This is a genomic window from Hyphomicrobium sp. (assembly GCF_009026145.1).
Lineage (GTDB): Bacteria > Pseudomonadota > Alphaproteobacteria > Rhizobiales > Hyphomicrobiaceae > Hyphomicrobium_A.
Window position 1 is genome coordinate 23,827 of the sequence record NZ_WBUE01000010.1, and the last position, 23,354, is coordinate 47,180.

Annotated in this window: 19 protein-coding genes; 10 read left to right on the plus strand and 9 right to left on the minus strand. The window is 65.4% G+C overall.

Annotation, left to right across the window (positions count from 1 at the left end; all coding sequences use genetic code 11):
- Positions 1-107 precede the first annotated feature (107 nt).
- The 3 genes from F9K20_RS09875 to F9K20_RS09885 all read left to right on the plus strand — a co-directional run bounded on the left by F9K20_RS09875 (position 108) and on the right by F9K20_RS09885 (position 5,088).
- On the plus strand, positions 108-3,095 hold the full coding sequence (locus tag F9K20_RS09875; RefSeq protein ID WP_291000655.1) for a hypothetical protein: 2,988 nt from the start codon (positions 108-110) through the stop codon (positions 3,093-3,095).
- A 218-nt stretch (positions 3,096-3,313) separates the two neighbouring features.
- Positions 3,314-4,237, plus strand: a complete 924-nt coding sequence (locus F9K20_RS09880) for a sulfite exporter TauE/SafE family protein (protein WP_291000656.1) — start codon at positions 3,314-3,316, stop codon at positions 4,235-4,237.
- Positions 4,238-4,242: 5 nt separating this feature from the next.
- Entirely contained in the window at positions 4,243-5,088 is an 846-nt protein-coding gene (locus F9K20_RS09885) for a TIGR02186 family protein (protein ID WP_291000658.1), read from the plus strand.
- A gap of 4 nt (positions 5,089-5,092) precedes the next feature.
- On the opposite strand, the gene pdeM is transcribed toward F9K20_RS09885, so the two are convergent.
- Together pdeM and F9K20_RS09895 are read right to left on the minus strand one after the other, a co-directional pair.
- Complete coding sequence (pdeM, locus tag F9K20_RS09890; protein ID WP_291000661.1) at positions 5,093-5,815, minus strand: ligase-associated DNA damage response endonuclease PdeM; 723 nt, start codon at positions 5,813-5,815, stop codon at positions 5,093-5,095.
- Positions 5,803-8,388: a ligase-associated DNA damage response DEXH box helicase gene (locus F9K20_RS09895; protein ID WP_291000664.1), complete on the minus strand. Its 2,586-nt coding sequence runs from the start codon at positions 8,386-8,388 to the stop codon at positions 5,803-5,805. Before F9K20_RS09895 ends, pdeM begins: the two co-directional genes overlap by 13 nt.
- Before the next feature lie 128 nt (positions 8,389-8,516).
- Here F9K20_RS09895 and F9K20_RS09900 point away from each other — a divergent pair, with 128 nt between their 5' ends.
- Positions 8,517-8,816, plus strand: coding sequence for a DUF6460 domain-containing protein (locus F9K20_RS09900; RefSeq protein WP_291000667.1), 300 nt, complete (start codon positions 8,517-8,519; stop codon positions 8,814-8,816).
- Here the strand turns inward: F9K20_RS09900 and F9K20_RS09905 are convergent.
- Together F9K20_RS09905 and F9K20_RS09910 are read right to left on the minus strand one after the other, a co-directional pair.
- Complete coding sequence (locus tag F9K20_RS09905) at positions 8,813-9,904, minus strand: quinone-dependent dihydroorotate dehydrogenase (RefSeq protein WP_291000670.1); 1,092 nt, start codon at positions 9,902-9,904, stop codon at positions 8,813-8,815. The two genes, F9K20_RS09900 and F9K20_RS09905, sit on opposite strands and share 4 nt — an antisense overlap.
- A complete protein-coding gene (locus F9K20_RS09910) occupies positions 9,898-10,305 on the minus strand; it encodes a DUF952 domain-containing protein (protein ID WP_291000673.1) in 408 nt (135 codons plus the stop codon). Before F9K20_RS09910 ends, F9K20_RS09905 begins: the two co-directional genes overlap by 7 nt.
- 197 nt (positions 10,306-10,502) lie before the next feature.
- Here F9K20_RS09910 and F9K20_RS09915 point away from each other — a divergent pair, with 197 nt between their 5' ends.
- The gene (locus F9K20_RS09915; protein WP_291000676.1) at positions 10,503-12,278 is read left to right on the plus strand and encodes a DUF262 domain-containing HNH endonuclease family protein; all 1,776 of its coding nucleotides are present in this window, start codon (positions 10,503-10,505) and stop codon (positions 12,276-12,278) included.
- Here the strand turns inward: F9K20_RS09915 and F9K20_RS09920 are convergent.
- Positions 12,262-13,914 (minus strand): lysine--tRNA ligase, encoded by a 1,653-nt coding sequence (locus F9K20_RS09920; RefSeq protein ID WP_291000679.1) that lies wholly within the window; start codon positions 13,912-13,914, stop codon positions 12,262-12,264. The two genes, F9K20_RS09915 and F9K20_RS09920, sit on opposite strands and share 17 nt — an antisense overlap.
- Positions 13,915-14,063: 149 nt before the next feature.
- Here F9K20_RS09920 and F9K20_RS09925 point away from each other — a divergent pair, with 149 nt between their 5' ends.
- The 3 genes from F9K20_RS09925 (at position 14,064) to F9K20_RS09935 (ending at position 17,515) form a co-directional block, all read left to right on the plus strand.
- Positions 14,064-14,495 carry a tellurite resistance TerB family protein gene (locus tag F9K20_RS09925; protein WP_291000682.1) on the plus strand — a complete coding sequence of 144 codons (432 nt, stop codon included), beginning with the start codon at positions 14,064-14,066 and terminating at the stop codon, positions 14,493-14,495.
- 194 nt (positions 14,496-14,689) lie between these two features.
- Positions 14,690-16,846, plus strand: a complete 2,157-nt coding sequence (locus tag F9K20_RS09930) for an EAL domain-containing protein (protein ID WP_291000684.1) — start codon at positions 14,690-14,692, stop codon at positions 16,844-16,846.
- 117 nt (positions 16,847-16,963) lie between these two features.
- Complete coding sequence (locus F9K20_RS09935; RefSeq protein WP_291000687.1) at positions 16,964-17,515, plus strand: SRPBCC family protein; 552 nt, start codon at positions 16,964-16,966, stop codon at positions 17,513-17,515.
- An 18-nt stretch (positions 17,516-17,533) separates the two neighbouring features.
- On the opposite strand, the gene F9K20_RS09940 is transcribed toward F9K20_RS09935, so the two are convergent.
- On the minus strand, positions 17,534-18,178 hold the full coding sequence (locus F9K20_RS09940) for an alpha/beta family hydrolase (protein WP_291000690.1): 645 nt from the start codon (positions 18,176-18,178) through the stop codon (positions 17,534-17,536).
- Between the two features lie 109 nt (positions 18,179-18,287).
- Here F9K20_RS09940 and mepA point away from each other — a divergent pair, with 109 nt between their 5' ends.
- A complete protein-coding gene (gene mepA, locus F9K20_RS09945) occupies positions 18,288-19,412 on the plus strand; it encodes a penicillin-insensitive murein endopeptidase (RefSeq protein WP_291000693.1) in 1,125 nt (374 codons plus the stop codon).
- Between the two features lies 1 nt (position 19,413).
- Here the strand turns inward: mepA and msrA are convergent, their stop codons facing one another.
- On the minus strand, positions 19,414-20,073 hold the full coding sequence (gene msrA, locus F9K20_RS09950) for a peptide-methionine (S)-S-oxide reductase MsrA (RefSeq protein WP_291000696.1): 660 nt from the start codon (positions 20,071-20,073) through the stop codon (positions 19,414-19,416).
- Between the two features lie 132 nt (positions 20,074-20,205).
- On the opposite strand from msrA, the gene F9K20_RS09955 reads away from it, so the two are divergent.
- Positions 20,206-21,075 (plus strand): hypothetical protein, encoded by an 870-nt coding sequence (locus F9K20_RS09955; RefSeq protein ID WP_291000699.1) that lies wholly within the window; start codon positions 20,206-20,208, stop codon positions 21,073-21,075.
- Positions 21,076-21,081: 6 nt separating this feature from the next.
- Here the strand turns inward: F9K20_RS09955 and F9K20_RS09960 are convergent, their stop codons facing one another.
- Together F9K20_RS09960 and F9K20_RS09965 are read right to left on the minus strand one after the other, a co-directional pair.
- On the minus strand, positions 21,082-21,396 hold the full coding sequence (locus F9K20_RS09960; protein WP_291000702.1) for a hypothetical protein: 315 nt from the start codon (positions 21,394-21,396) through the stop codon (positions 21,082-21,084).
- Positions 21,397-21,435: 39 nt separating this feature from the next.
- Positions 21,436-23,334: a methylmalonyl-CoA mutase family protein gene (locus tag F9K20_RS09965; protein ID WP_291000705.1), complete on the minus strand. Its 1,899-nt coding sequence runs from the start codon at positions 23,332-23,334 to the stop codon at positions 21,436-21,438.
- Positions 23,335-23,354 lie beyond the last annotated feature (20 nt).

Sequence of the window (23,354 nt, forward strand, 5' to 3'; positions counted from 1 at the left end):
TCGCAAAGCCTGTGGATGAGCGGAATCTCGTTTTGCGCGTCCCGATTCGGCAACCGCAGCCGGCACAGCCCCGGCAGGGCTCCAGCGACCAGCGCCAAGGGATTGAGATGTCGAACCAAGCCTACAACGAAATCTATGGCGCGCGTGCCGATGCCGCGTCCATGGCTTCGAACGAGCCGTCCCAGGCGACGATGCTGGATCAGATGCGCGACCGGCTGGCCGCGTTGAGCGACGAGGCCAGGTCCATCAGGGCGCAGGTGCCGCACGAGTTCGAGCCTGATGTCGAGCGCATCCAGCAGCAGATGCAACGCCTCGGCGAACGGCTGTCCGACCTCAGCCGCGGTGCCCTGGTGCCATACAACCCGGCACAACGCGCGACCGAGGCCCGCGTCAAAACCGTCCGCTACGTCACCGAAGAGGACGTGCGGGTGGCCCGCGCGCAGCCCAACGAGGTCATTGCCCTTGGCGCGTCCAATTCCACACGGCGCGCTGCCGACAACATCGATCCCTGGGACGAGGCCGCCGCCAACGCTCTCGTCCAACTATACGAGTCCGGGGAGGCTTACGCCGCGTCGCGCCGCGAAGATGCCGCCAAGGGTAGCGCGCGCACGGGTGCACGGGCAGTTCCCGCCCGTGCCTCGCAGCAGGCGCTCTATGCCAGCGCGCCCACCGGTGCCATGACCGAAGCCGCGCCAGAGCCGCAGTGCGGCTGCGCGATGGATTCCAATTGGCTCGACCAGCGTTTTGCCGACATTGCGGCGCGCATCGAGCAATCTTTGGCGCAGATTCGCCCCGAGAGCGCACTGGCCTCGCTGGGACGCCGCTTCGACCAGCTCGAGACGCAGCTTAATGCGGTCCTCGGCCACGTGGCGACGCGCGCCGACCTCGACGAGTTGCGTGCCGCGGAAGCGCAGATCGAGGACATTGCCAATCAGCTCAGCCAGTTCCGTCGCCAGCTTGCGCGCCTCGACGTCATCGACGCGCATCTTGGGACGCTGACCTCGCAACTGTCCGACGAGCGTCTGACCCGCCTGTTCAATGAGGGCGTGCAGGTCAGCGCCGACGTCGGCCGGCTCGATGCCATCGATGCGCAGCTACGCATGATCGCCGTGCAGCTTTCCGACGAGCGCCTCTGCGGCCTGGTCAGCCGCAGCGCCTCCCGCGACGTGAACTACGAGGACGTTGCCAACGCCGCGGCGCAGCGCGTCGCCGCCAATTTCGTCGACAGCGACCTCCGCGACGCCCGCTCGCGCGATATCGGCGAGATGCGCGGCATGCTCGAGAACCTCATCAACGAGCGCCGCAACAGCGACGAGAACAACGCCAGCATGCTGGAGACGATGCAGCAGGCGATCATCCGCGTCCTCGACCGTATCGACGCGCTCGAGCTTGCCCAGCAGCAGGCCTCCGCCCCCGCTTACGGATCGGCAGCGGCGCCGGCCACGGCCGCAACTCCCGCGGCAGCAACGATCGACGACCTGGTGCCGCCGACGGCAACGGTCTACGCCGAGATGCCGAGCGCGGAGGCCGACCAGTCGGACTTCCTGCCCATGGAAGAGGCGGTCGAAGCCAATGTGCGCGCCTACCGGCAAGATGCCGAGGTCGATCAGCCGCCGCGCGTGCCGGTCTACACGACTGCCAGCTTTGATCTCGATGCTGCATTTTCGCGCTCGCGCGATGCCGAGGCCGAGAGCTTCGGCGAGCCACAAGCTCCCAAGCGCTCGATGGAAGTGCTGCGCCACGACTTCATCGCTGACGCGCACCGCGCCAAGCTGAAAGCCGCGAGCAGGCCGGATGGCGTCGGCGCCGACAGCGATCTGCGCGCTGGCCAGCTTTCGGCCGGGCCGCGCGAGGCGCCGGCGAAGGCGCGCGGTCGGCGCTCGATCTTCAGCTTTCGCTCGCAGCGCGTGGCAATGAGCCTGTTGGTGTTGCTGGCGGCGATCCCGGCGGCGATCTTCTTCATGCCGCGCACACCAGCTCCGCAGCTCGACGCGCTTCCGGCCGCCGCTACGATCGCTCCAGTAACCAAGCCGACCGGCGCCCATCCGGCCGTCGACCCAGCGATGGACGAGGCTCCGACGATGCCGGACGCGCCCAACGCGCTCCCGCCCTCGGCCACGCCGCCTTCGAAGCAGACCAAGCAGGTCGTGCCGCCGCTCGAGCAGGGCGCCGGCGAATATGAGGACGTGAATGCCACTGGCGCGCCCGTCGACACGGCCTCGCTGCCTGACGGCATCACCATGCAGGACAACGATGCCACCGGGGCCCAACTCGCGCAGTTGAATGAGCAGCAACGCATGGCCTACCTCTCCGGCCAGCTCGGTGCTGCGGCGGCGAAGGTCACCCCCGCCGCTCTGATGGAGGAGCACGTCCTGCGCCGCAACGGGGGTGCTGCGTCCCCCACCGGTGAGGAGGCTGCCCCTGTCAACGGGGCTTCGAAGCTGCCGCCGGCGACCGTCGGCCCCTTCTCGCTGCGTCTCGCGGCGGCGCAGGGGGATGCCTCGGCGCAGTTCGAGGTGGCATCGCGCCTCGCCGAGGGCAAAGGCACCGACCAGGATCTGAAGGAAGCGGCGCTGTGGTACCGGCGCGCGGCCGCCAACGGCTTCGCCATGGCCCAGTTCCGCCTCGGAACGCTCTATGAGCGCGGCCTCGGCGTGAAGGCCGACGCGCAGCGCGCCCAGGTGTGGTACGAGCGCGCCGCCGCCCAGGGCAACGTCAAGGCCATGCACAATCTTGCCGTGCTCACCGCCGCGCGCAGCCCGAAGGGCGATTACGAAGGCGCTGCCCGCTGGTTCAAGGCCGCCGGTGACCATGGTCTCGCCGACAGCCAGTACAATCTCGCCGTGCTCTACGAGAACGGCCTCGGCGTCACCAAGGACCTGCAGCAGGCCTACAAGTGGCTGCTCCTGGCCGCCAAGTCGGGGGACAAAGACGCCGCCGGCCGCCGCGACGCGCTGAAGCCGAAGCTGAGCGCGGACGATCTTGCCGCCGCCGAGGCCCAGGCCGAAGAATGGCGCGCCAAGCCGATGAAGGGTCTGGCCAACGACGCGCGCCTTGCCGGCCAAGCTTGGAAGGATGGCAGCCGTCGCGGCTGATCGCGGGATAGAGAGAAAGGCTGCAATGCGCCGCGCCAAACGCGGCGCATTTTTGTCTTGCGACACGGGTATCTTTACTTACCTCGCCTATCCTGGCCGTCGACCACGGCTCCTACCTTGACATGGCGTGCGATGTCGGAGCATCAGGCGGCAGTCGGCCGGTACGCTGCGCTAGGTGATGCGGCGCGCTCCGAAGGGTCTGTCCGCTAGCGAAGCTGATGAACATCTACCTGCCCATCGCCGAGATGTCCGTCAACGTGGCGCTCTTTCTCGGCATGGGCTGCGCCGTCGGGTTCCTATCCGGCCTGTTCGGCGTCGGGGGCGGATTTCTGCTCACTCCGCTGCTCATCTTCATGGGGGTGCCCACGGCGGTAGCCGTGGGCACCGGGTCGATGCAGATCCTCGCCTCCTCGGTTTCCGGGGCGTTGGCGCAGTACCGGCGCAGAAACGTCGACGTGAAGATGGGCGCGGTTCTGGTGGTCGGCGGTGTCGCCGGGTCGATCATCGGCGTGTCGCTGATGAAGATATTGCGCCAGGTCGGCCAGTTCGATCTGTTCGTGTCGCTGAGCTACGTGACCTTCCTTGGTGCGGTCGGCGCGCTGATGTTGATCGAGAGCATCGGCAGCATCCAAAGGACGCAGGCCGGTCAGGCGGTCTCGGTGCGCAAGACTGGCCAGCACAGCTGGGTGCATGGACTGCCGCTCAAGATGCGCTTCCATCGCTCGAAGCTCTATATCAGCGCGCTGCCGCCGGCCATGATCGGCGCGTTCGTCGGCTTCATGGCGGCGATCATGGGGGTCGGCGGCGGCTTCGTCATGGTGCCGGCCATGATCTATCTTTTGCGCGTGCCGACCAGCATCGTCATCGGCACCTCGCTGTTCCAGATCGTGTTCGTCATGGCCGTGACGACGCTGCTGCAGGCCATGCAGAACAAGGCCGTGGACGTAGTGCTGGCCCTGCTGCTCATCGTCGGCGGCGTGATCGGCGCCCAGTTCGGAGCGGCAGCCGGAGGGCGGCTCAAGGGAGAGCAGCTGCGCTTCATGCTGGCGGCGCTGGTGCTGCTCGTTTGCCTGCGCATTGGTTGGGATCTGATGGTCAAGCCGAGCGAGGTCTACTCGATTGGCCCGGTGATCGGGGGATGACTGTGATGCGCCACCTCCTGGCCTTTCTGCTCGCAGTGATGTGCGTTGCGCCGGCGCTGGCTCAGGAGCCACGCCAACCACGCATGGGCCCCCCGCGACCGACGTTCGCTCCCACGCCGCCGGTGCCTCAGGAGAAGGTCGAGGCGGACATCTCGACGCGCACCCTTGCGGTGACGACCGGTTTTACCGGGCACGAGATCGTCGTGTTCGGTGCCATCGACAACAGTCAGGCTCCAAAGGAGCAGACCGGCTACTACGACGTGGTCATCGTCGTAGAAGGCACGCCCTTCCCGGTCGTTGTCCGCCGTAAGAGCGACGTGGCCGGCGTGTGGATCAATACCTCCTCGGTCACCTTCGGCTCGGTGCCAAGCTATTACGCCATCGCATCCACGCGGCCGATCGAGGAGATTGCCGGGCCCTTGGTGCTGGAGCGGCACGCCATCGGCCTGCAGCACATCAAGATGACGCCATCGGCCGCCACGCGCGCGAGCTACAAGGACTACGAGCTCGCCGCCTTCAGGGCCGCCGTCATTCGATTGAAAAAGAAGGACAACCTGTACGTTATCGAGCCCGACGGGGTCACCTTTGCGGGCCGCAGCCTGTTCCGAAGCACGATCGCTCTTCCTGCCAACGTGCCGGTGGGCCCTCTGGTCGCGCGCACCTACTTGTTCCGTAACGGTGAGGTGGTGAGCGCGCACATTGCGCGGGTGACGCTGCACCGCGCCGGTATCGAGCGGCTGGTGCACAACTTCGCGTTCGTCTATCCGATGAGCTATGGCTTCGTTGCCGTCCTGCTCGCTGTCGGATCGGGGCTGCTCGCCTCTGCCTACTTCAGCCGCCAGCCGGGTTGAGCTCTCAATCTTCCTTGAGCAGACGGGTTGCTACCGGGTAGAGCCCTTCCTGGCCGAGCATCCACACGTGCATGCCGTCGTTGCCGAACAGCGGCTCGAATGGAGCGGCGAGAATGTTGAGGCCGCCCGTATAGGCGCCGAACGCCGGCACGACGAGACGGCGCCCGTTGCCGACGAAGCACGGCCGGCGCAGCGTGTAGCCGTACATGGAGATCTTGGCCGCCGGGTGCAGGTGCCCGGCAATCTCGTGCGTGACGGGGCCGGGACGTGGCTCGTGACGCAACACAATGCCCTCGACCTCGATGTCCTCGACGACGTTGCCGCCCAGCCGCTCACCAACCTTGGGGTCGTGGTTGCCCGTCACCCAGATCCACTCGCGATCTTCCTGCATGATCTGCAGGATCTCCAGCTCCTCGAGTCCGATGCGCCCCGACGCTTCGATGTCGTGCAAGCTGTCGCCGAGCGCGATGACGGTGCCGGCATTGTAGCGGTCGATGGCGGCGGCTAGTTTGCGCAGGGTCTCGCGCGTATCGTACGGCGGAACGAGCTGCCCACGCTTGGCGAGTGCCGAGCCCTTCTCGAGGTGTAAATCGGCGACGATCAGCGCGTCCTCGCCTGGCCAATAGAGCGCGCCCGACATGTCGGCGCGAAACAGCTTGCCGCAGATGGAGATTTCCTGATCCTGGAAGTCGTCGAAGGCGAGGCGCTCAGGTTTCAGCTCGAGCATTGCGTCTCCTCTAAGGTCTCGCGCAGCCGCGGCTCAGCTGCGGCCTCGCGCAGCAACTCCTCGCGGGCGAAGCCGGCAACAGCCTCCCGCCCGATCTCGAGGAGGATCGGCACGGAAAGCGGCGATACCCTGTCCAACGGTTGATGCACGATTCTTCCCTCGACGCGGCGCAGAAAATCGCCGAGTCGGGCGATGTCCAGCAGGCCTGTGGCCGCATCGGCCCACGCCGCCTCGAGCAGGCTGTGATGCGGGTCGTGCCGGCGCAGCACATCGTAGATGAGATTGGTCGACAGCGCGATCTGGCGCCCGGTTTTCTCGCGGCCAGGGTTCCGCCGCTCGACGAGGCCGGCGATGAGCGCGACCTGGCGGAAGGTGCGTTTCATCAGGTTCGATTCCGCCAGCCAGGCGTCGAGGTCATCGCCGAGCATATCCTGCGCGAAAAGCTTATCGAGTTCGAGCTTACCCGCGGCGATGAGCGCCGAGAGGTCACCTAAGCCCCACAGCGCCATGCCGTAGTCATTGGCGACGAAGCCGAGCGGCCGGGCGCCCATGCGATCGAGCCGCCGGGTGAGCAGCATGCCGAGCGTCTGATGCGCAAGACGCCCCTCGAAGGGATAGGCGACGAGGTAGTGGCAGTTGCGCCGCGCGAACGTCTCGATGAGCACCTCGTCGCACCCTGGTATGGCGGACTGCTCGCGCTGCCGCTCCAGCCAATAGGCGACGGACGGCGGCAGGCGGCTCCATTCGTGCGCGTCGGCGAGCATGGCGCGCACGCGCTCGGCAAGGTGCGTCGAAAGCGGGAACTTGCCGCTGTTGTAGCTGGGGATGATGGGATCGCGCGCGGTGGCGCGGGTGACGAAGGCCTCGCTCTCACTCATGCCTTCGAAGCGCAGCACCTCGCCGGCGAGGACGAAGGCGTCGCCCGGGCGCAGCTGCTCGATGAAATATTCGTCGACCTCGCCCATGACGCGCCCACCGGTGAGCGCCTTGCGGGTGGCGGCGGTCCGGCGTCCGACGAGGCGCACCTTGATCAGCGGTGCGGCAACGATCGTTCCGGCGTTCATCCGATAGGCCTGCACGAAGCGCGGGTGCGCTATGCGCAGGCGCCCGTCGGGCGTAGCTTTCAGCTTCGCGTATCGCTCATAGCTTTTCAGCGCATAGCCGCCGTCGGCGACGAAGCCGAGCACCCGATCGAATGCGGGACGCGTCAGTGCCGCGTAGGGCGCCGCCGACGTCACCTCGGCATACAACGCGGCGGGATCGAAGGCGCCGGTGCATGCAGTACCGAGAATGTGCTGTGCCAGCACGTCGAGCGCGCCCTGTCGCGAGAAGGTAACATCCTGTGCCCCGACCTCGGCCGCATCGACAGCGGCGCGGCATTCGAGGACCTCGAAGCGGTTGGAGGGAACGAGGATGGCCTGCGAGGGCTCGTCGAGCCGATGGTTGGCGCGGCCGATGCGCTGGATGAAGCGGCTCGCCCCTTTCGGCGCGCCGACGTGGATGACGAGGTCGACGTCGCCCCAGTCGATGCCGAGATCGAGCGTCGAGGTTGCGACGACGGCCCGCAGTGAACCTGCCGCCATCGCGGCCTCCACCTTGCGCCGCTGCGTCGCATCGAGCGAGCCATGATGCAGGCCGATCGGCAGGCCGAGATCGTTGATCCGCCACAGATCTCGGAACAGCAGCTCGGCCTGCATGCGCGTGTTGACGAACAACAGGCTCAACCGGTGCGCGTCGATAGCCGCGTAGATCTCGCCGATCGCATAGCGCGTCGTGTGCCCCACCGCCGGCATCGTCTCGTCGAGCTCGAGGATGTCGATGTGCGGCTTGGCGCCTCCGCCGACAAGGACCAAATCGGCCATCTCGATGCGTGATTGCGGTGCCGCTTGCGGCACGAGATAGGCGCGCAGCTCGGAGGGGCGGGCGACGGTCGCCGACAGACCAACGGCGCGCAGCCCGGGGGCGAGCGTGCGCAGGCGGGCAAGATCGAGGGCCAGCAAGTCGCCGCGCTTGGTCGCCGCCAGGGCGTGCACCTCATCGAGGATGACCGTGTCGAGGTCAGCGAGCAGCGCGGCGCTGTCGGCGTGGCTGAGCAGCAGCGTCAGCTGCTCCGGCGTCGTCATCAGGATGTCGGGCGGGGAGCGCCGCTGGCGCGCGCGCCGCGCCACCGACGTGTCGCCAGTGCGCGTCTCGGTGCGGATGGGGAGCTGCATCTCGCTGACCGGTGCCGTCAGGTTGCGCGCCACGTCGACGGCCAGCGCCTTGAGCGGAGAGATATAGAGCGTATGCAGCCCGCGCCCGCGCCCGCGATTGGCGCGCCGGCGCTGCGCAAGGCTCAGAAGGCTGGGCAGAAAGCCGGCGAGTGTCTTGCCGGCGCCGGTGGGGGCAATAAGCAGGGTTGAGCGCCGCTGGTTGGCGGCCTCGATGAGCGCCAGCTGGTGGGCGCGCGGGCTCCAGCCACGCGCGGCAAACCAGGCGGCAAACGGCTCGGGCAAAGCGGCTGCGATCGGAGTCTGCGCCGGCTCGCGCAGGTGACGTACGGTGGCGGTCGGGTCTGGCTTCGCGATCCTCATTTCCGCCTACGCGACGCTCCGCTGTCGAAACGCTCTCGCAACTATGCTAAGGGCGGTGAGCCGTGTCACCCGCATTGAGATGGGGCGGCTACCCGATGCCCGCCACCGCCTGAAGGGAGAACGACCCGATGGACCGCAACACGTTTCTTGGCGGCAGCGTCCTGGGCGTTCTCGTCCGCCTCGTCGTGCTCTCCATCGTCGTCGGCGTCGTGCTCTCGGCACTCGGCATCACGCCCGAGAACTTCTTCTACCAGATCAACGTCCTGCTGCGGCGGATCTACGATCTCGGCTTCGGCGCCATCGAATCCGTGCTTGGCTACCTGATCCTCGGCGCCATGGTAGTGGTGCCGATCTGGTTCATCTCCCGCCTGATCAAAACCATGCGGGGGCCCGATGTGCCGCCGCCACCGCGCGGCGGCTCGGCCTAGCCATCGATCGACTTGGCGGCCCAGTCTGCGGCTCCTCGCCCGACAAGTGCGGAAAGCGATTGCGCGCCGGCCTGCTGCACGCCCTGGGCGAGTTCACGCTTTATGCGCTGAATGAGGCCTGGGCCCTCGTAGATCAGGCCGGTGTAGAGCTGCACCAGCGTCGCTCCCGCCTCGATCTTGGCCAGCGCTGTGGCTCCGCTGTCGATGCCGCCGATGCCGATGAGCGGAATCTTGCCTGCCGTCGCCTGATGTACGCGCGCGAGCATAACGGTCGAGCGGTGAAACAGCGGGCGTCCGGAAAGCCCACCCGCCTGACGTGCATTTGCGTCGGTGAGCCCGTGCCGTGAGATCGTGGTGTTGGAGATGGCAATGCCGTCAACGCCTTGCGCCACGAGCTGTGCGATGACGGGACCTAAATCGTTCTCGGCGATGTCCGGTGCCAGTTTGACGACGATGGGTCGCTTCGGACTGCCTGCATCCATCCGTCGGGCGCGCGCGTCGAACAGCCGGCGCAGCAATTCCTCCAGTGCGGCGGGGTCTTGCAGATCGCGCAAGCCAGGTGTGTTAGGTGACGAGATGTTGATCGCAAAATAGCTGGCCACATCGTAGAATGTATCGAGGCCGCGTACGTAGTCGGCAATGCGGTCGGTCGAGTCTTTGTTGGCGCCGATGTTGACCCCGACGATGCCGGCGTGCGTGCGGCGCTGCAGTCGACCGAGTGCGGCCTGATGGCCGCCGTTGTTGAAGCCGAGCCGATTGATGACGGCGCGGTCGCGCACGAGGCGGAACACGCGTGGCGCCGGATTGCCGGGCTGCGGTAGCGGCGTGACGGTGCCGATCTCGGCAAATCCGCAGCCGAGACGCAGGATAGCGTCGGGTACCCGCGCATCCTTGTCGAAGCCTGCGGCAATGCCGACGGGGTTGGGCAGCGACAAGCCGGCGAACTCAACCGCCAAGATAGGATCATCGCCCTCGGGAGCGGCTGGAAACACGCCGAGCTCCAGCGACTTGAGAGTCAACTCGTGAGCTTCTTCCGGTGGCAGGAGGGCGAGCGCGCGCGGAGCAAGGTCGAATAGCGTTCTCAGCATGCCGCAAATTCCTTGGGCAGCATCGGCACGCCGTCAATGCCTAGTTGAAGGTCACACACCGCAACAACCTTTTGCGTAGGCAGCGGAGCGTAGAGATGCGGGAACACTTCTCCTCCACGCGAGACCTCCCACCGTAGCAGCTCGCCGAGCGCCAGGGTCTCGAACTGGATCAACACGAGATCGTGCCGGCCGCGGAAGTGCTTGGCCAGAGTGCCGGGCAGTTGCTCGCGCAGCGACAGATGAATGTAGCCGTCGCGCAGGTCGTCGGCAGAGCCGGCGTAAACGCCCGAGCGACATGCTGTTTTCCAGGCCGCGCGCGTGGTGACCTTGAAGACGAATTGCCGAGTTGTTGTCATCGCTTGCCCGATCGTGCACGCCACGCTGGAAAATTTTTGCCGCACGGCCGCGCCCTTTGCGCGCGCGTCGCGGCGCCGCGCGCCTGTCGCATTCTATCAACACCGCGCATACGACGTCTGGCGGATAGGTGCTTTTCTGAGATGGCGTCTGTCACGATGAGCGCAGTCATGATACCTTCATCAAACTGGCGCTCGTGGCTCGCCCTCGGCGCTTGCGAACGCCAAACGAAAAAAGAAATTCGATGTTCCCCGGTCTCCCAACAGCGTCGCTGACCCTAACGAATCTCTTCTCCTCACCTTTCCACTTTTCTGTGCCCTGTTACCAGAGGCCGTACTCTTGGACGACCGTGGAAGCCGGCCAGTTGCTCGAGGACATCCTGGCGGCAGCGGGCCTCGGAGGTGTGGCCGGGGCGGAGGAACAGGACTACTTCCTCGGCACGATCTTGCTGCTCGACGGCAGCGGAAGCGACCTGCCGAAGGCGCGGGAGCGCGATCCGCGCCTGTTTGAGATCATCGACGGGCAGCAGCGCCTCGTGACGTTGGCGATGCTGGCAGCGGTATTGCGCGATCTGGGGACCGAGCGCTGGCGTTGGGGCGCTCGCAATCGGCTCGACCAGCTGATCGTTGCCGATTCCGCCGCCACCAAGCAGCACGGCATCAAATTCCGCATCGAGGTGAGCGCGCGCGAGCAAGCGTTCCTCGAGACCTGCGTGCAAACACGGGGCGCGTGTTTGTCGGCTCCGACGGCGGAGGCGCTGAGCGATGCCGAGGAACGGCTGCTAAAGGTACGTGATCATTTCGTGCACGAGCTGTCCTCGCTCGATGAAGCCGATCGGCGCCGACTGGCCGATTATCTGTGCGACCAATGCCACTTCGTCGTCGTCCTGACGCGCGACATCGATAGGGCCCATCGGCTGTTCACGGTCCTCAACGAGCGCGGGCGGGCGTTGCAGCGCAACGACATCCTCAAGGCAGAGCTCCTGAAAAGCATACCGGAAGAGCGCTTGGCCGAGGCGTTGGAGAAGTGGGACAACGCAGCCCAGTTGCTCGGTCCGAAGTTCGAGACGTTCTTCAGCCACGTGTTCACTATCTACGGTCGTGGCGATACCAAGATCATCGCCGGCGTCCGCCGCACGATCCGCGAGGTCGGTGGCGCCGAAGCTTTTCTCAACGAAGTCGTCTGCCCGCTGTCCAAGGCCTACGACACGGTCCTTAGAGCCGCCGACGTTAATCTCAACATCGATCCCGATGCACGCCGCTATCTCGTCTACCTCGGACGGCTCCCCGAGGGCGACTGGGCACCGGCTGCGATCCTCGCGGTGCACCAGTATGCGGACGATCCTGAGCGTGCCACGATGCTGCTGAAGGAAATCGATCGTCTCGTCCATTTGCTACGGGTGCTTTGCCTTGGAACCGGCAAGCGCGTGCGCCGTCTCGCCAACGTCGTCCAATTGGTCAAGTCGCGCGCGCCGGTGCTACCGGGCGAGGGGCCGCTGGCGCTGACGCGGGACGAGATACGCAACATCGGCTACCATTTGCGCTCCATGTACCGGCGCGATGCGCAAGTGTGCAAGCAACTGCTCTTGCGCCTCAACGACGAGCTGACGCGCAGCACTACCGTGCTCGATCCGAAGGACTACAGCGTCGAGCACGTGCTTCCGCAGCGCCCCGGCGCGACGAGCGAGTGGCGCCGCTGGTTCGCCGACGCCGAGGAGCGCGAGGCTTGCACCGAAAGCCTGGGTAATCTCGTCGCCGTCACGCAAAAGCAGAACGATCGCGCCCGCAATCAGGAATTCTACCGCAAGCGGGAGATCTATCGCGGCACGGTCGACGATCCGCCGGTGCTCGCAATCACGCGCGACGTGGTCGACGCCAACGTCTGGCGCGCCGCCGAGATTCGCGCCCGCGAGGCCAAGCTCCTGGGGCTGATGCGCGACATCTGGGGCATCGAGATCGCCGGCATGCAGGGCGCGCGCAGCGACGTGGCGCAGAACGCCACCCTCAGGCGGCTTGGGTGAGCTCGCCGCTCAGCGCCTTGTCGATGAGCGCACGCGTTTCGTTGATGCCGTAGAGCTCGATGAAGCTGCCGAAGCGCGGCCCCTTCTCCTCGCCGAGGAGAATTTCGTAGATGGCGTTGAACCATGCGTTGGATACACCGGGCCTTTCGGGCGTGGCGCCCTTGGCGTTGGGATCCTGATAGCGTGGGATGGAGCGCCCGACGTCGTAAAGGATGCCCTGCAGCTCTTCGGCCGTGGCGTCGGGCTCGGCACCCTTCAACGCCTCTGACAAGGCGCGCAGCGCTGTCGTCTCCACCTCGTCGGCGCGACGGTACTTTTTGCGCGGCTTCACGAAGTCCGCGTAGTAGCGGACGGCGTAGCCGGCGAGCCGATCGAGTAGGGGATGCGTCTGCGGGCTCACGCCCTTTACGTGACGCCGGATGAAGCCCCACAGCACGTCCTTGTCCTCGGCGTTGGAGGCGGCGACGAGATTGAGCAGCAGTGCGAACGTGATGGGCATGTCGGCCGGTGGCGGATTGCCGGCATGAATATGCCAGACGGCATTATCGATCCTGGCCTTCGCATCCTGGCGCGGATAGGCGGCAAGCAATTGCAGGTATTCATCCACGGCGCGAGGGATGACGTCGAAGTACAGCCGCTTTGCCGACTTCGGCTTCTGATACATGAACAGCGACAGGCTTTCGGGGCTCGCATAGCGCAGCCACTCGTCGATCGTCAGGCCGTTGCCCTTCGATTTGGAGATCTTCTCGCCCTTGTCATCAAGGAACAGCTCGTAGTTGAAGCCCTCGGGCGGTGTTCCGCCGAGCGCCTTGCAGATGCGTGAGGATAGGGTCACGGACTCGATCAGGTCTTTGCCGGCCATCTCGTAGTCGACGCCGAGCGCGGTCCAGCGCAGCGCCCAGTCGGCCTTCCACTGGCACTTGACCGCCCCGCCGGTGACCTTGGTCTCGACCTTCTCGCCGGTCTCCGGATCGACGTAGACGACGGTGCCCTTGCGCGGGTGGCGCTCGATCATCGGTACCTGCAACACCCGTCCCGTGCGCGGGCAGATGGGTAGGAACGGGGAATAGGTCGCCCTGCGCTCCGGTCCCAAGGTCGGCAGGATGATTTCCATGACCTTGTCGTAGGCCTTGAGCATTTTCAAAAGCGTTTCGTCGAAGCACCCGGACTTGTACGCCTCGGTGGCCGACATGAACTCGTAAGAGAACCCGAAGCGGTCCAGGAAGTCGCGCAGCATGGCGTTGTTGTGGTGCGCGAAGCTCTCGAACTTGCCGAACGGATCGGGCACGCTGGTTAGCGGCCTATTGAGCGCGGCGTGCAGCAGCTCCTGATTGGGAACGTTGGTCGGGACCTTGCGCAGCCCGTCCATGTCGTCCGAAAAACAGATGAGGCGCGTCTTGCGCCGCCCTTCGGTCAGCAGTTCAAACGCATGGCGCACCATGCTGGTGCGCGCCACCTCGCCGAAGGTACCGATGTGCGGCAGCCCCGATGGGCCATAGCCGGTCTCGAAAATCACCGTCTTCTCGTCGCCGCCCTTCAGCTTCTCGAGCCGCTTTATGAGCCGGCGTGCCTCCTCGAAGGGCCAGGCCTTCGCGTCGGAGAGGGCGGGCGAGATGGCGGAGTCGGAGGCTGACATCGAGCGAAGCGCTTCTGTGCTGGATTTGCGGAGGGCGGTGGAATTGGCGTGCGGGGAACCCTATGTTCCGGCCGGCACTTGCGTCAACGCCCGTCACAAGGCGCCGATGACGCGGACGCCTCCAGAAATGGTGAAGGGGATCAGACCACGTGCGCTCCGACCACCCGACGAAGGCGAGGCTCTCGCCGCAGGAAGCTCTCATCTACGCCATGGTGACCGTTGCCGCGGCGGATCGGTTGATTTCGCAGAATGAGCTGGCACGCATCAACTCGATGGTGCGCGAGCTGCCTGCCTTGCGCGGCATCGACGACGCGTGGCTCAGCCGCGAGGCGCAGGAGTGCGGAAAGATCCTCGCTAAGCCCGACGGCGTGAACAAAGTGGTTCGCTTGATTGTCGAGGCGCTACCGCGCGAGTTGCGTGAGACGGCCTATGCGCTGGCGGCGGAGGTCGCCGCCAGCGACTTGGTATTCAAGGCCGATGAACGCGCTTTTCTGGCGCTGCTGGCGGACGGGCTGCAACTCGACGATCTGGTCCGCACGGCGCTGGAACGCAGTGCGCACGCGCGTCACAAGCAGATTTAGGCGGGCGCACGGCCAGTGCGACATCCTCTATAGGACTGTTCAGTTTGCCCTACTTTGGCGCGCGACGGTCGATGCAATTTCTACGCGAATAATGAGAATCGATTCCGTAACGCATTTTTTATGGGAATTTGTGATCGAATTAGCCTCACGAAGGCCGTCCACGAAGCGGCACGCAGCCACCAAGGCGATTGCCAATGCACGCGGGCGAAGACGCTATCGAGATCCAACACGCACCGCACGCGTCCATTGCACTCTTCGATGAACAAGGGAGACTGCACGGTTGGTCGCCGGCGTTCGCCGATGACTGCGCGCAGTCATCGCTGGAGTTCCGCGAGTGTCTGGTCGGCGATGTCTGGCCGGAATTCAACCCCGGCCGCTGGAAGGAGATCTGGCGCAACGCACAGGAGCATGGTGCGGCGAGAGTTGTGCAAGTGGTGGCGCGCACCAAGCAGGGGACGAGCAGCGAGCTCGTCGAGTTGGAGATCGGCCGCTTCGTCAGCGATGGTATGCCGCTAGTCAAGATCGAAGTGCGCCGGTCGGCAACACGGCGCCTGCATTTGATGCAGCAGGAGATACTCCAGTCGATGGCCAATGGCGCCCCTTTGAGGGGTATCATGGAAACGCTGTGCCGGAGGGTCGAGGCGCTAGCTCCGTCAGTGATTTGCTCGGTGCTGGCCATCGATCGCGACCAGCAACTTCGGCACATCGCCAGTCCCAGTCTACCGCTGCATTACTCGCGCGCAATCGACGGCGTCCCCATCGGCCCCAAGGTTGGCTCGTGCGGCACGGCTGCGTTCCGCGGCGAGGCGGTGGAGGTGACCGACATTGCCAGCGATCCGTTGTGGGAGGACTACAAGCACCTGGCATTGCCGCTCGGCCTGCGTGCGTGTTGGTCAAGCCCGATCAAGGCACCGGACGGCAGGGTGGTGGGTGCGTTCGCCTTCTACTACCCGCGGCCGCGCGGGCCAACGGTCCTCGAGCGCCAGGTCGTGGCGACCTGCCTGCATCTGTGCATGATCGCTCTGGAGCATGAAGAGACGCGCTCGCGCGCTTACGAGCAGGCGTTCACCGATCCGCTGACCCAACTGCCGAACCGTGCGCGCTTCCAGCAACGCGTGAGCGAGGCGATGGCTATCGTGGCCGAGACAGGGCAGCGCATCGCCATCCAATACATCGGTCTCGACCGGTTCCAAGCGGTCAACGAGTTGCTCGGCTATGCTGCCGGCGACGAGCTGTTGAAGGTTGTCGCCTCCCGTCTGCGGAGCGTGGTCAAGGATCGCGATGCAGTGGCGCGGATTGGTGGCGATGAATTCGCGGTCATCAAGGTGGGTGATTTCAAAGACGAGGACATTGCCAAGCGCGCACGGGGGATCATCGAGATCATTGGTGAGCCGTACTTGGCGTGTGGTCAGCGTCTGGAACTCGGCGCCAGTATCGGCATCGCCCTCGGCGTCGATGCCAACAGCGCCGACGAGCTCATCCAAGATGCGGCGCTCGCCATGCGGCGGGTGAAGGAGCTGGGACGCGGCACCTACTTTTTCTACGAGAAGGAACTCAATGCGCGCATGCAGGCTCGCCGCCGCGCCGAGGCAGACCTGCGCGATGCACTGACGTACGAACAGTTCGAGCTCTATTTCCAGCCGATCTTCGACCTGCAACGTCTTGCCGTCACCGGTGCCGAGACGCTGTTGCGCTGGCACCACCCCGAGCGCGGGATGGTCTCACCGGCGGAGTTCATTGCGCTTGCCGAGCAGTGCGGACTCATCGAGCAGCTCGGCGCCTGGGCCATCCGCAAGGCATGTCTCGCCGCCGTCAAGTGGCCTCGGGACATTGCCGTCGCGGTCAATCTCTCGCCCATGCAGTTCGACAATCCCGGTCTCGTGCGGACGGTGGCTGCAGCGCTCGAGCAATCTGGCCTCGATCCTTCGCGTCTGGAGCTCGAGATCACCGAGTCGGTGCTACTGCGCGACAGTGCGGTGAACATTGCCGTGCTGGACGAATTGAAGGATCTCGGCGTGTCGATTGCGCTCGACGACTTCGGCACCGGCTATTCGTCGCTGAGCTATCTGCATCGCTTCTCGTTCGACCGCGTCAAGATCGATCACTCGTTCATCCGCGACATCACCCGCAACGAAGGCTCGTTGAAGATCGTGCGGGCAATCGTCATGCTCGCGCACAGTCTCGGGCTCGAGGTTACGGCGGAGGGGGTTGAGACCGACGAACAGCTCGCCGCGGTGCGCGGCGAAGGCTGCGATGCCGTCCAAGGGCATTACACGGGCACGCCGACACCCGTCGCTGCATTTCTGGAGCGGCTGGGAATTCCCGGCGACCATCGCGTGTCTGCCGCCTGACCTACCGCAAATCCCCTCGCACTTTTGCCACCGCAAGGTTACACTATACCACTTCGCCGTCCTGTGACGGCGCACCAAAAACGTGTGGGGCGCTGGGGCCCGATCTGGGAGAAAACGATGAGATTGCTGATCACTGCATTGCTGCTGTCTGCCGCGCTCGCGCCACTCGCCGGCGGCGCCAAGGCCGCGAGCCTCACCTCGGGCAAGAAGCTCGAGGTGCACGTCGACGAGGCAAAGGTCGAAGACGAAAAGAAGGCGCTGTGGGCGCAGTTCGGCGGCTGGTGCGCGATTGCCGAATGGCATCCGGCTGTGAAGACGTGCGAAGAATCGAAGGACGGAGACACCGAATACCGCACGTTGACGCTGCAGGACGGCGGCGTGATCAAGGAGAAGCTGCTCGAGAGGTCCGGCGCCAGCTACCGCTATGAGATCATCGAGAGCCCGCTGCCGGTGAAAAATTACGAGGCGCAGTTCACCGTGACGCCCGACGACGATGACCTCGACGAGGTCAATATCGTTTGGGCCGCCACCTACGATGCCGCCGACGGCAAAGAGGATGCCGACGCGCGCAAGACCATCGATGGTATCTTCAAGGACGGCATCGAGAGCATCAAAGGCAAACTGGGCGACAAGGTCGTCGACAAGAAGAAGAAGAGGGACGACGACTGAGCGCGTCGCGTTCCACTGCTAGCCGACGCCACGCGCGAATGCGCAGACGGCGTCGGCGGCGAGCGCGAGGTTGCCGGCTCGTGTGAACCCGCTGCCTCCACGCGGGCCGAGGTCGTGGTCACCATCGCCTGCCCAGGCAAATGTGATTGCGGGCGACAGCCGATAGCCCGTGATCTCCGCCCGAGATCCGAACGGATCACGCTCGCCCTGCACGATCAATGCCGGGCAGCGCAAATCGACTAGGTGTGCCGTGCGCAGGTTGTCCGGCTTGCCCGGCGGGTGGAACGGATAGCCGAGGCACACCAGACCGCAGACCGTGCTACTTGCGAGCAATTCGTCGGCAACGAGGCTGGCGACGCGCCCGCCCAGCGACTTGCCGCCGATGAGCAGCGCCTGGCCGCTCGCTCCCTTCGCCCGTAGCTCATCGACCGCGCGCTTGTATTCCGGGACCAGCAGCTCGGCCTTCGGCGGCGGTCGCCGCTTTCCCCCCGCGCGCCGGGTCGCCATATACTCGAACTCGAATCGCGATATTTGCAGCCCACGGTCCGTCAGCAGGCGTGTCATCGTCTCCAGAAACGGGCTGGTCATCGGTGCCCCGGCCCCATGCGCGAGCGACAGGTGAGTTTTTGCCTGCGACGGTCCGGCAGTCAGAAAATGCGTCACGGATCAAGCGCCTATCGGGGGTTATCGTCGTTAACTGGCCGATGCAACTGAAGGTCGCTTTTTAGCCGTATGCATCTAGTATGGCCTGAACATTGCTTTGGGGGGAGCTATGCAACGCACCCGCATTCTTTGCCTGATCGGATCGCTATTGGCGATCCCGTACGCAGCCTCAGCCGATCCACAGCCGCAGCCAGCGGTTAACGCTCCTGCGCCCGTCGAAGCGAAACGCGCGGCAGCCGCGCCCGTCCCTGCACCGGAGCAGAAGGCCGCCGCGCCCGCCAACGTGAACGATGGCGCCGGCACGAAGGCGGCGAAGAACGACAAAAAAGAGAAGAAGCCGAAGGTGCTGGCCCGCGAGCTTTTCGGCAAGGTGCCGACCGCTGCGGCACTCGCCCCGCGTGCGCTTGGCTGGTACTCGAAGGGTTGCCTCTCCGGCGCGGTGCACCTCGCCGACACCGGCCCGGACTGGCAGGCGATGCGTCTGTCGCGCAATCGCGCCTGGGGCCATCCCAAATTGATCAAGCTGCTGAAGCGCCTCGCCTCCGAGGCCAAGCAGGACGGCTGGAGCGGCCTGCTTGTCGGCGACATTTCGCAGCCGCGCGGGGGCCCGATGCTGTCCGGTCACGCCAGCCATCAAGTCGGCCTCGATGCCGACATCTGGCTGACGCCGATGCCCAACCGTGTGTTGACGCGCAGGGAGCGCGAGGAGATTCAAGCGACCACGATGCTCGACAAGACGAGCTTAGCCGTCGACCCGGCGGTGTTCACGCCGGCGCATGTCGCCGTCATCAAGCGCGCCGCATCATATCCCGCGGTCGAGCGGGTGTTTGTGCACCCGGCGATCAAGAAGGCGCTATGCCAGGCGGCCGGAAAGGACCGTGCGTGGCTCGGCAAGGTGCGACCAATCTGGGGGCACTACTATCACTTCCACATCCGTATTGGCTGCCCCAACGGCGGCTGCCAATCCCAGCCGGCGGTCTCGGGCGATGACGGTTGCGGCAAAGAGGTCGATAATTGGCTGAAGACCATCGAGGCTTCGCTGAAGAAACCTCAGCCGAAGCCGGGCGTGAGGATCATCCCGGACAGCGAGCGCCGGAAGGTCACGATGGATCAGCTGCCGGCCGAGTGCAAAGTCGTGCTCAACGGCCCCGCCGCCAAGCCCGATACCGGCGACGAGGTTGCCTCGACGCCAGCACCGGCTGCGGTGCCGGCATCGGCAACGGCGAGCAAATAGGTTAGGCGGCGGCGACGCCGGTCGGCATCGGACAACTGACACCGGTGCCACCGAGGCCACAGTACCCGTGCGGCACCTTCGACAGGTACTGCTGGTGGTAGTCCTCGGCGAAGAAGAATTCCGGCGCCGGCAGGATCTCGGTCGTGATCTTGCCCAGGCCATTCTTCGTCAACGCCTTCTGGTAGTCGGCCTTGGAAGCCTCGGCCGCCGCACGCTGCGCCTCGGTGAACGTGTAGATGCCGGAGCGATATTGGGTGCCGACGTCATTGCCCTGCCGCATGCCCTGCGTTGGATCGTGGCTTTCCCAGAATGTCTTCAAGAGCCGCTCGTAGCTGATCTCCTCGGGATCGTAGACGACGAGCACAACCTCATTGTGCCCCGTCTGCCCAGTGCACACCTCCTGATAGGTCGGATTCGGCGTGAAGCCGCCGGCATAGCCGACCGCGGTGATCCAGATACCGTTGCCGAGGCTCCAGAACTTGCGCTCGGCGCCCCAGAAGCAACCGAGCCCGAACATTGCCATCTCGAGGCCAGCAGGGTAGGGGCCCTTCAGCGGCCGCGAGAAAATGTCGTGCTCCTCGGCGGTCGGGATCGGGCTCCCGCGCCCCTTCAGCGCGGTCTCGGCGGTCGGTATCGATGTCTTGTTCTTGCGGAAAAGCATGGTCCACCCGGATTGGATGATGACTGGCCCTGATATAGTCTTTCGCCCGCCGGACCGGCAGACCTACTAGGGTCATGTTATTGTGATGTTATCTGAGCAAGTTGCAGCGTAACGTTCGGGGGGACGCGAGCGATGGCGGATGTTGCAGTGATGGGGGACGCACCGGCGGCCGCGCCAGCGAAGAAGCCCGAACGCACCGTTTACGCTGCTGGAGGGGGGCGCAAATTCGCCTTCTCCTTGGTCTTCCTTTTGCTGCTGCCGTTCTTCGTCAGCCTGCCGCCGATGTTGTTCTGGCGCATCTCGCAAGGCCACTGGCACGGCACGCTCGGCCTCGTGGTGCTGGCGGCCGGGTTCACGTTCATCATGTTCCTAGTCGTCATCGAGTTGATGCATTCGTTGATGACGCGCATTGAGCTCGGCGATACCTCGGTGAAGATGACGCTGCCAGCGGGGCGCGGACCGACGCCCATCGTGCGCTACCGCAGCCACGACATTCCATACGATCAGATCAAGGCCGTGGAGACGCGCCGCGAGATCTACGGCGGCTCGGTCGCTCCGGTGCTGTTGCAGGGTGCCCGGCTGATCCTGAAAGACGACAGCACGGTGAAGCTCGGCTACGTCAGCGAGGCCAACAGCGACCCGTGCTTCCCTTATCCGGAGATTGCCCAGAAGCTCGCCGAGCGGGCCGGGCTGCAGCTTGAGCACAAAGGCAACGTGCGCCGCTCACTGCAGAAGAAGTATTTCGGGCTGAAGAAGGAATTTCTCGCCGAGGCGGCAGGCGAGGTTCCGGAGGCCGAGATCGACGCGCTCAATAAGAGTCACCGCAAGTGGGTGATGCGTTTGATCGGCCTGCTCGTCGGGCTGGTCGTCCTCGGTATTGCGCTCGACATCATCTTCCCGCCGAGCAGCGGCCTGCCACCCGCGCTGACCAGCATCACAAAGCTCGTGATGCCGGACAGCACGACCGCGAGTACTACAGCCACTCCGGCGAAGAAGAAGTAGCACCGCCTAGTTGACGTGCACCTTCATCTGCTCGCGGCGGCGGCCGAAGTAGCCGCAGACGATCGCGAGTCCGCCGAACAACGCCGACATGGGTGCGCTGAGCACGCTCAACAGCACGGTATTCCATACCCACGGAAACGTCATTTCGATGATATTGGCGCGCGTCGCTACGAGTGAGGCCGGCGCCAGCTCGGTCCAATAGCCGATCACACTATGGGTTGTGAATGGCCCGGTGCCGTTGAGTGCTGGCGTTGCGTCGGCGACGAGAGCGACGACGGCAATGAGCGCGAACAGACTGGCGAGAAAACGCAGGCTGGCCACAGGCGTTCCTCCGATACGGCTTGCCCCAACGCGTAGTACTTAGCTTTGCGCGAGCGCTTTGTGCAGACCCTCGAGGGCTGCGACCGCATCCTGCCCGGCAAACAGGAAGCCGTCGACGCCCGAGGCGCGCAGGGCGGCCTCGGCTTCGCCTGGGCGTCCGGCCAGCAGCACGCGGGCGGCGCCGGCCGCCTTCAAGGCTTTCGCCGCTGCTTCCGCTTCGCGCGCGTAGACCTCGTCCGAGGAGCAGATGCATGCGATCGCGGCGCCCGAGGCTTTGAATGCCTCCGCCGCCTCGGCCGCGCTCCTGTAGCCATCGCTCGTCAGGCCTTCGATCCCCCCCGCGGCGAGGAAGTTCCACATCCATTGCGAGCGCCGGTTGTGCTCGGCGATTTCGCCCAGATTGGCCATAAATACGCGCTTGCGCTTGCCGGTCTTGGCAAGGAACGCGTCGCCCGCGTCCCGCAGCTTCTCGAAGGCTTCGCCGAGGCGATGTGGGGCCAATGGGCGCACGGCGGCCTCGGCGACAGCCGCGGGCTGCGGATATGGGGTGACCTTGACGCCGTCATCGCCGAGGAAGGGGAATACCGAGACACCCGTCAGCTCTAGGCGCCCGCTGGCGATGGCCTTGGCGCGCGTGTCGGCGACGCGCCCGATGTCGTCCTGCAAGGCGCCGGAGGTGAGCGCGGCGACGATCCCGCCCTTGCTTTCGATCTCCTGGAACAAGGCCCACGCCTTCCTGGCGAGCTCGTCGGTGAGCTTCTCCACGTACCAGGAGCCGCCGATCGGATCGACGACGCGGCCGAGCTGCGATTCTTCCTGCAGCACGAGTTGGGTGTTGCGCGCGATGCGTCGCGCGAAGCGGTCAGGGATGCCGAGCGCCCACGTATAGGGAAGCACCGTGACGGCATCGGCGCCGCCAAAGGCCGCCGCCGCACATGCCGCGGTCGTGCGCAGCATATTGGTCCACGGATCGCGCTTGGCCATCATGCGCGCCGAGGTGACAGCGGTGATGTGCATGGAGGCGGCCGATGCGCCGCTCGCCTCGGCGATGCGCGCTATGATGGTGCGCGCGGCGCGCACCTTGGCGGCGTTGAGGAACAGATCGGTGTCGACCGACAGTGCGAAGGCGATGCTGGCAAGCGCATCCTTCGGCGGCACGCCGGCCGCTTCGAAGGCCCGCAGGTAGGCGACGAGGGCGGCGGCGAGGAACGCCAGTTCCTGCGCCTCGCTGGCACCGGCCTCGTGCGGCACTGTCGCGTCGACGAGAACCGTCGTCATGCGCCGCTCGGTGCCGCGCGCTTCGCTGGCGAAGTGCACCGTCTCTTTGAGTGCCTTGTCGATGCGCGCCCACGCTGCACCGAAACGCGCCAGCGTCCCTACAGGATCGACGTTGAGCCGCGACACGGCGCTGCCGCCGGTCTCGCGCTTCAATGCCGCCAGCGCCTTCAGGTAATGTCGCGCCGCCTCAAGGCCCGCGACGCTCGCCGCGAGTTGGATGGGTGCGTAGTCGACGAGCACGCCGGGCAGCGTCGCCACCGCGTCCTCGGCGCTCGTTATCTTGATGCCGTTCTGACCCGGACCGGCGATCTGCAGCACAACGCCGTTGGCGCCGCCCTCCAGCTCCTCCAGAATGACCTTGTTCGCGGCTGCTGCATCAGCCTCGACGACACGCTGATGAATCTGCCAGCCGAGGTCTGACGCTTGCGCCCGCGTGCCGCGTGTGAACGGCGCCTTGCCGGGCACCGCGCCCTGCGCGCCGGGCAGCGTGTCGGAGCGCGAATAGAGCGGCTCGATGCGCAGGCCGTCTGCCGTCTTGGTAACCAGGCGGCGTTCGAAATCGGCTCCCTTCAATGCCTTGTCGACGAGCTGGCGCCACTTTTCGAACGTGGCCGGCGCGAAGCCGGAGGCGAGGTCGAGGGGAGTGGTCGTCTCAGTCATGTCGGGGCGATCTCAAGTCC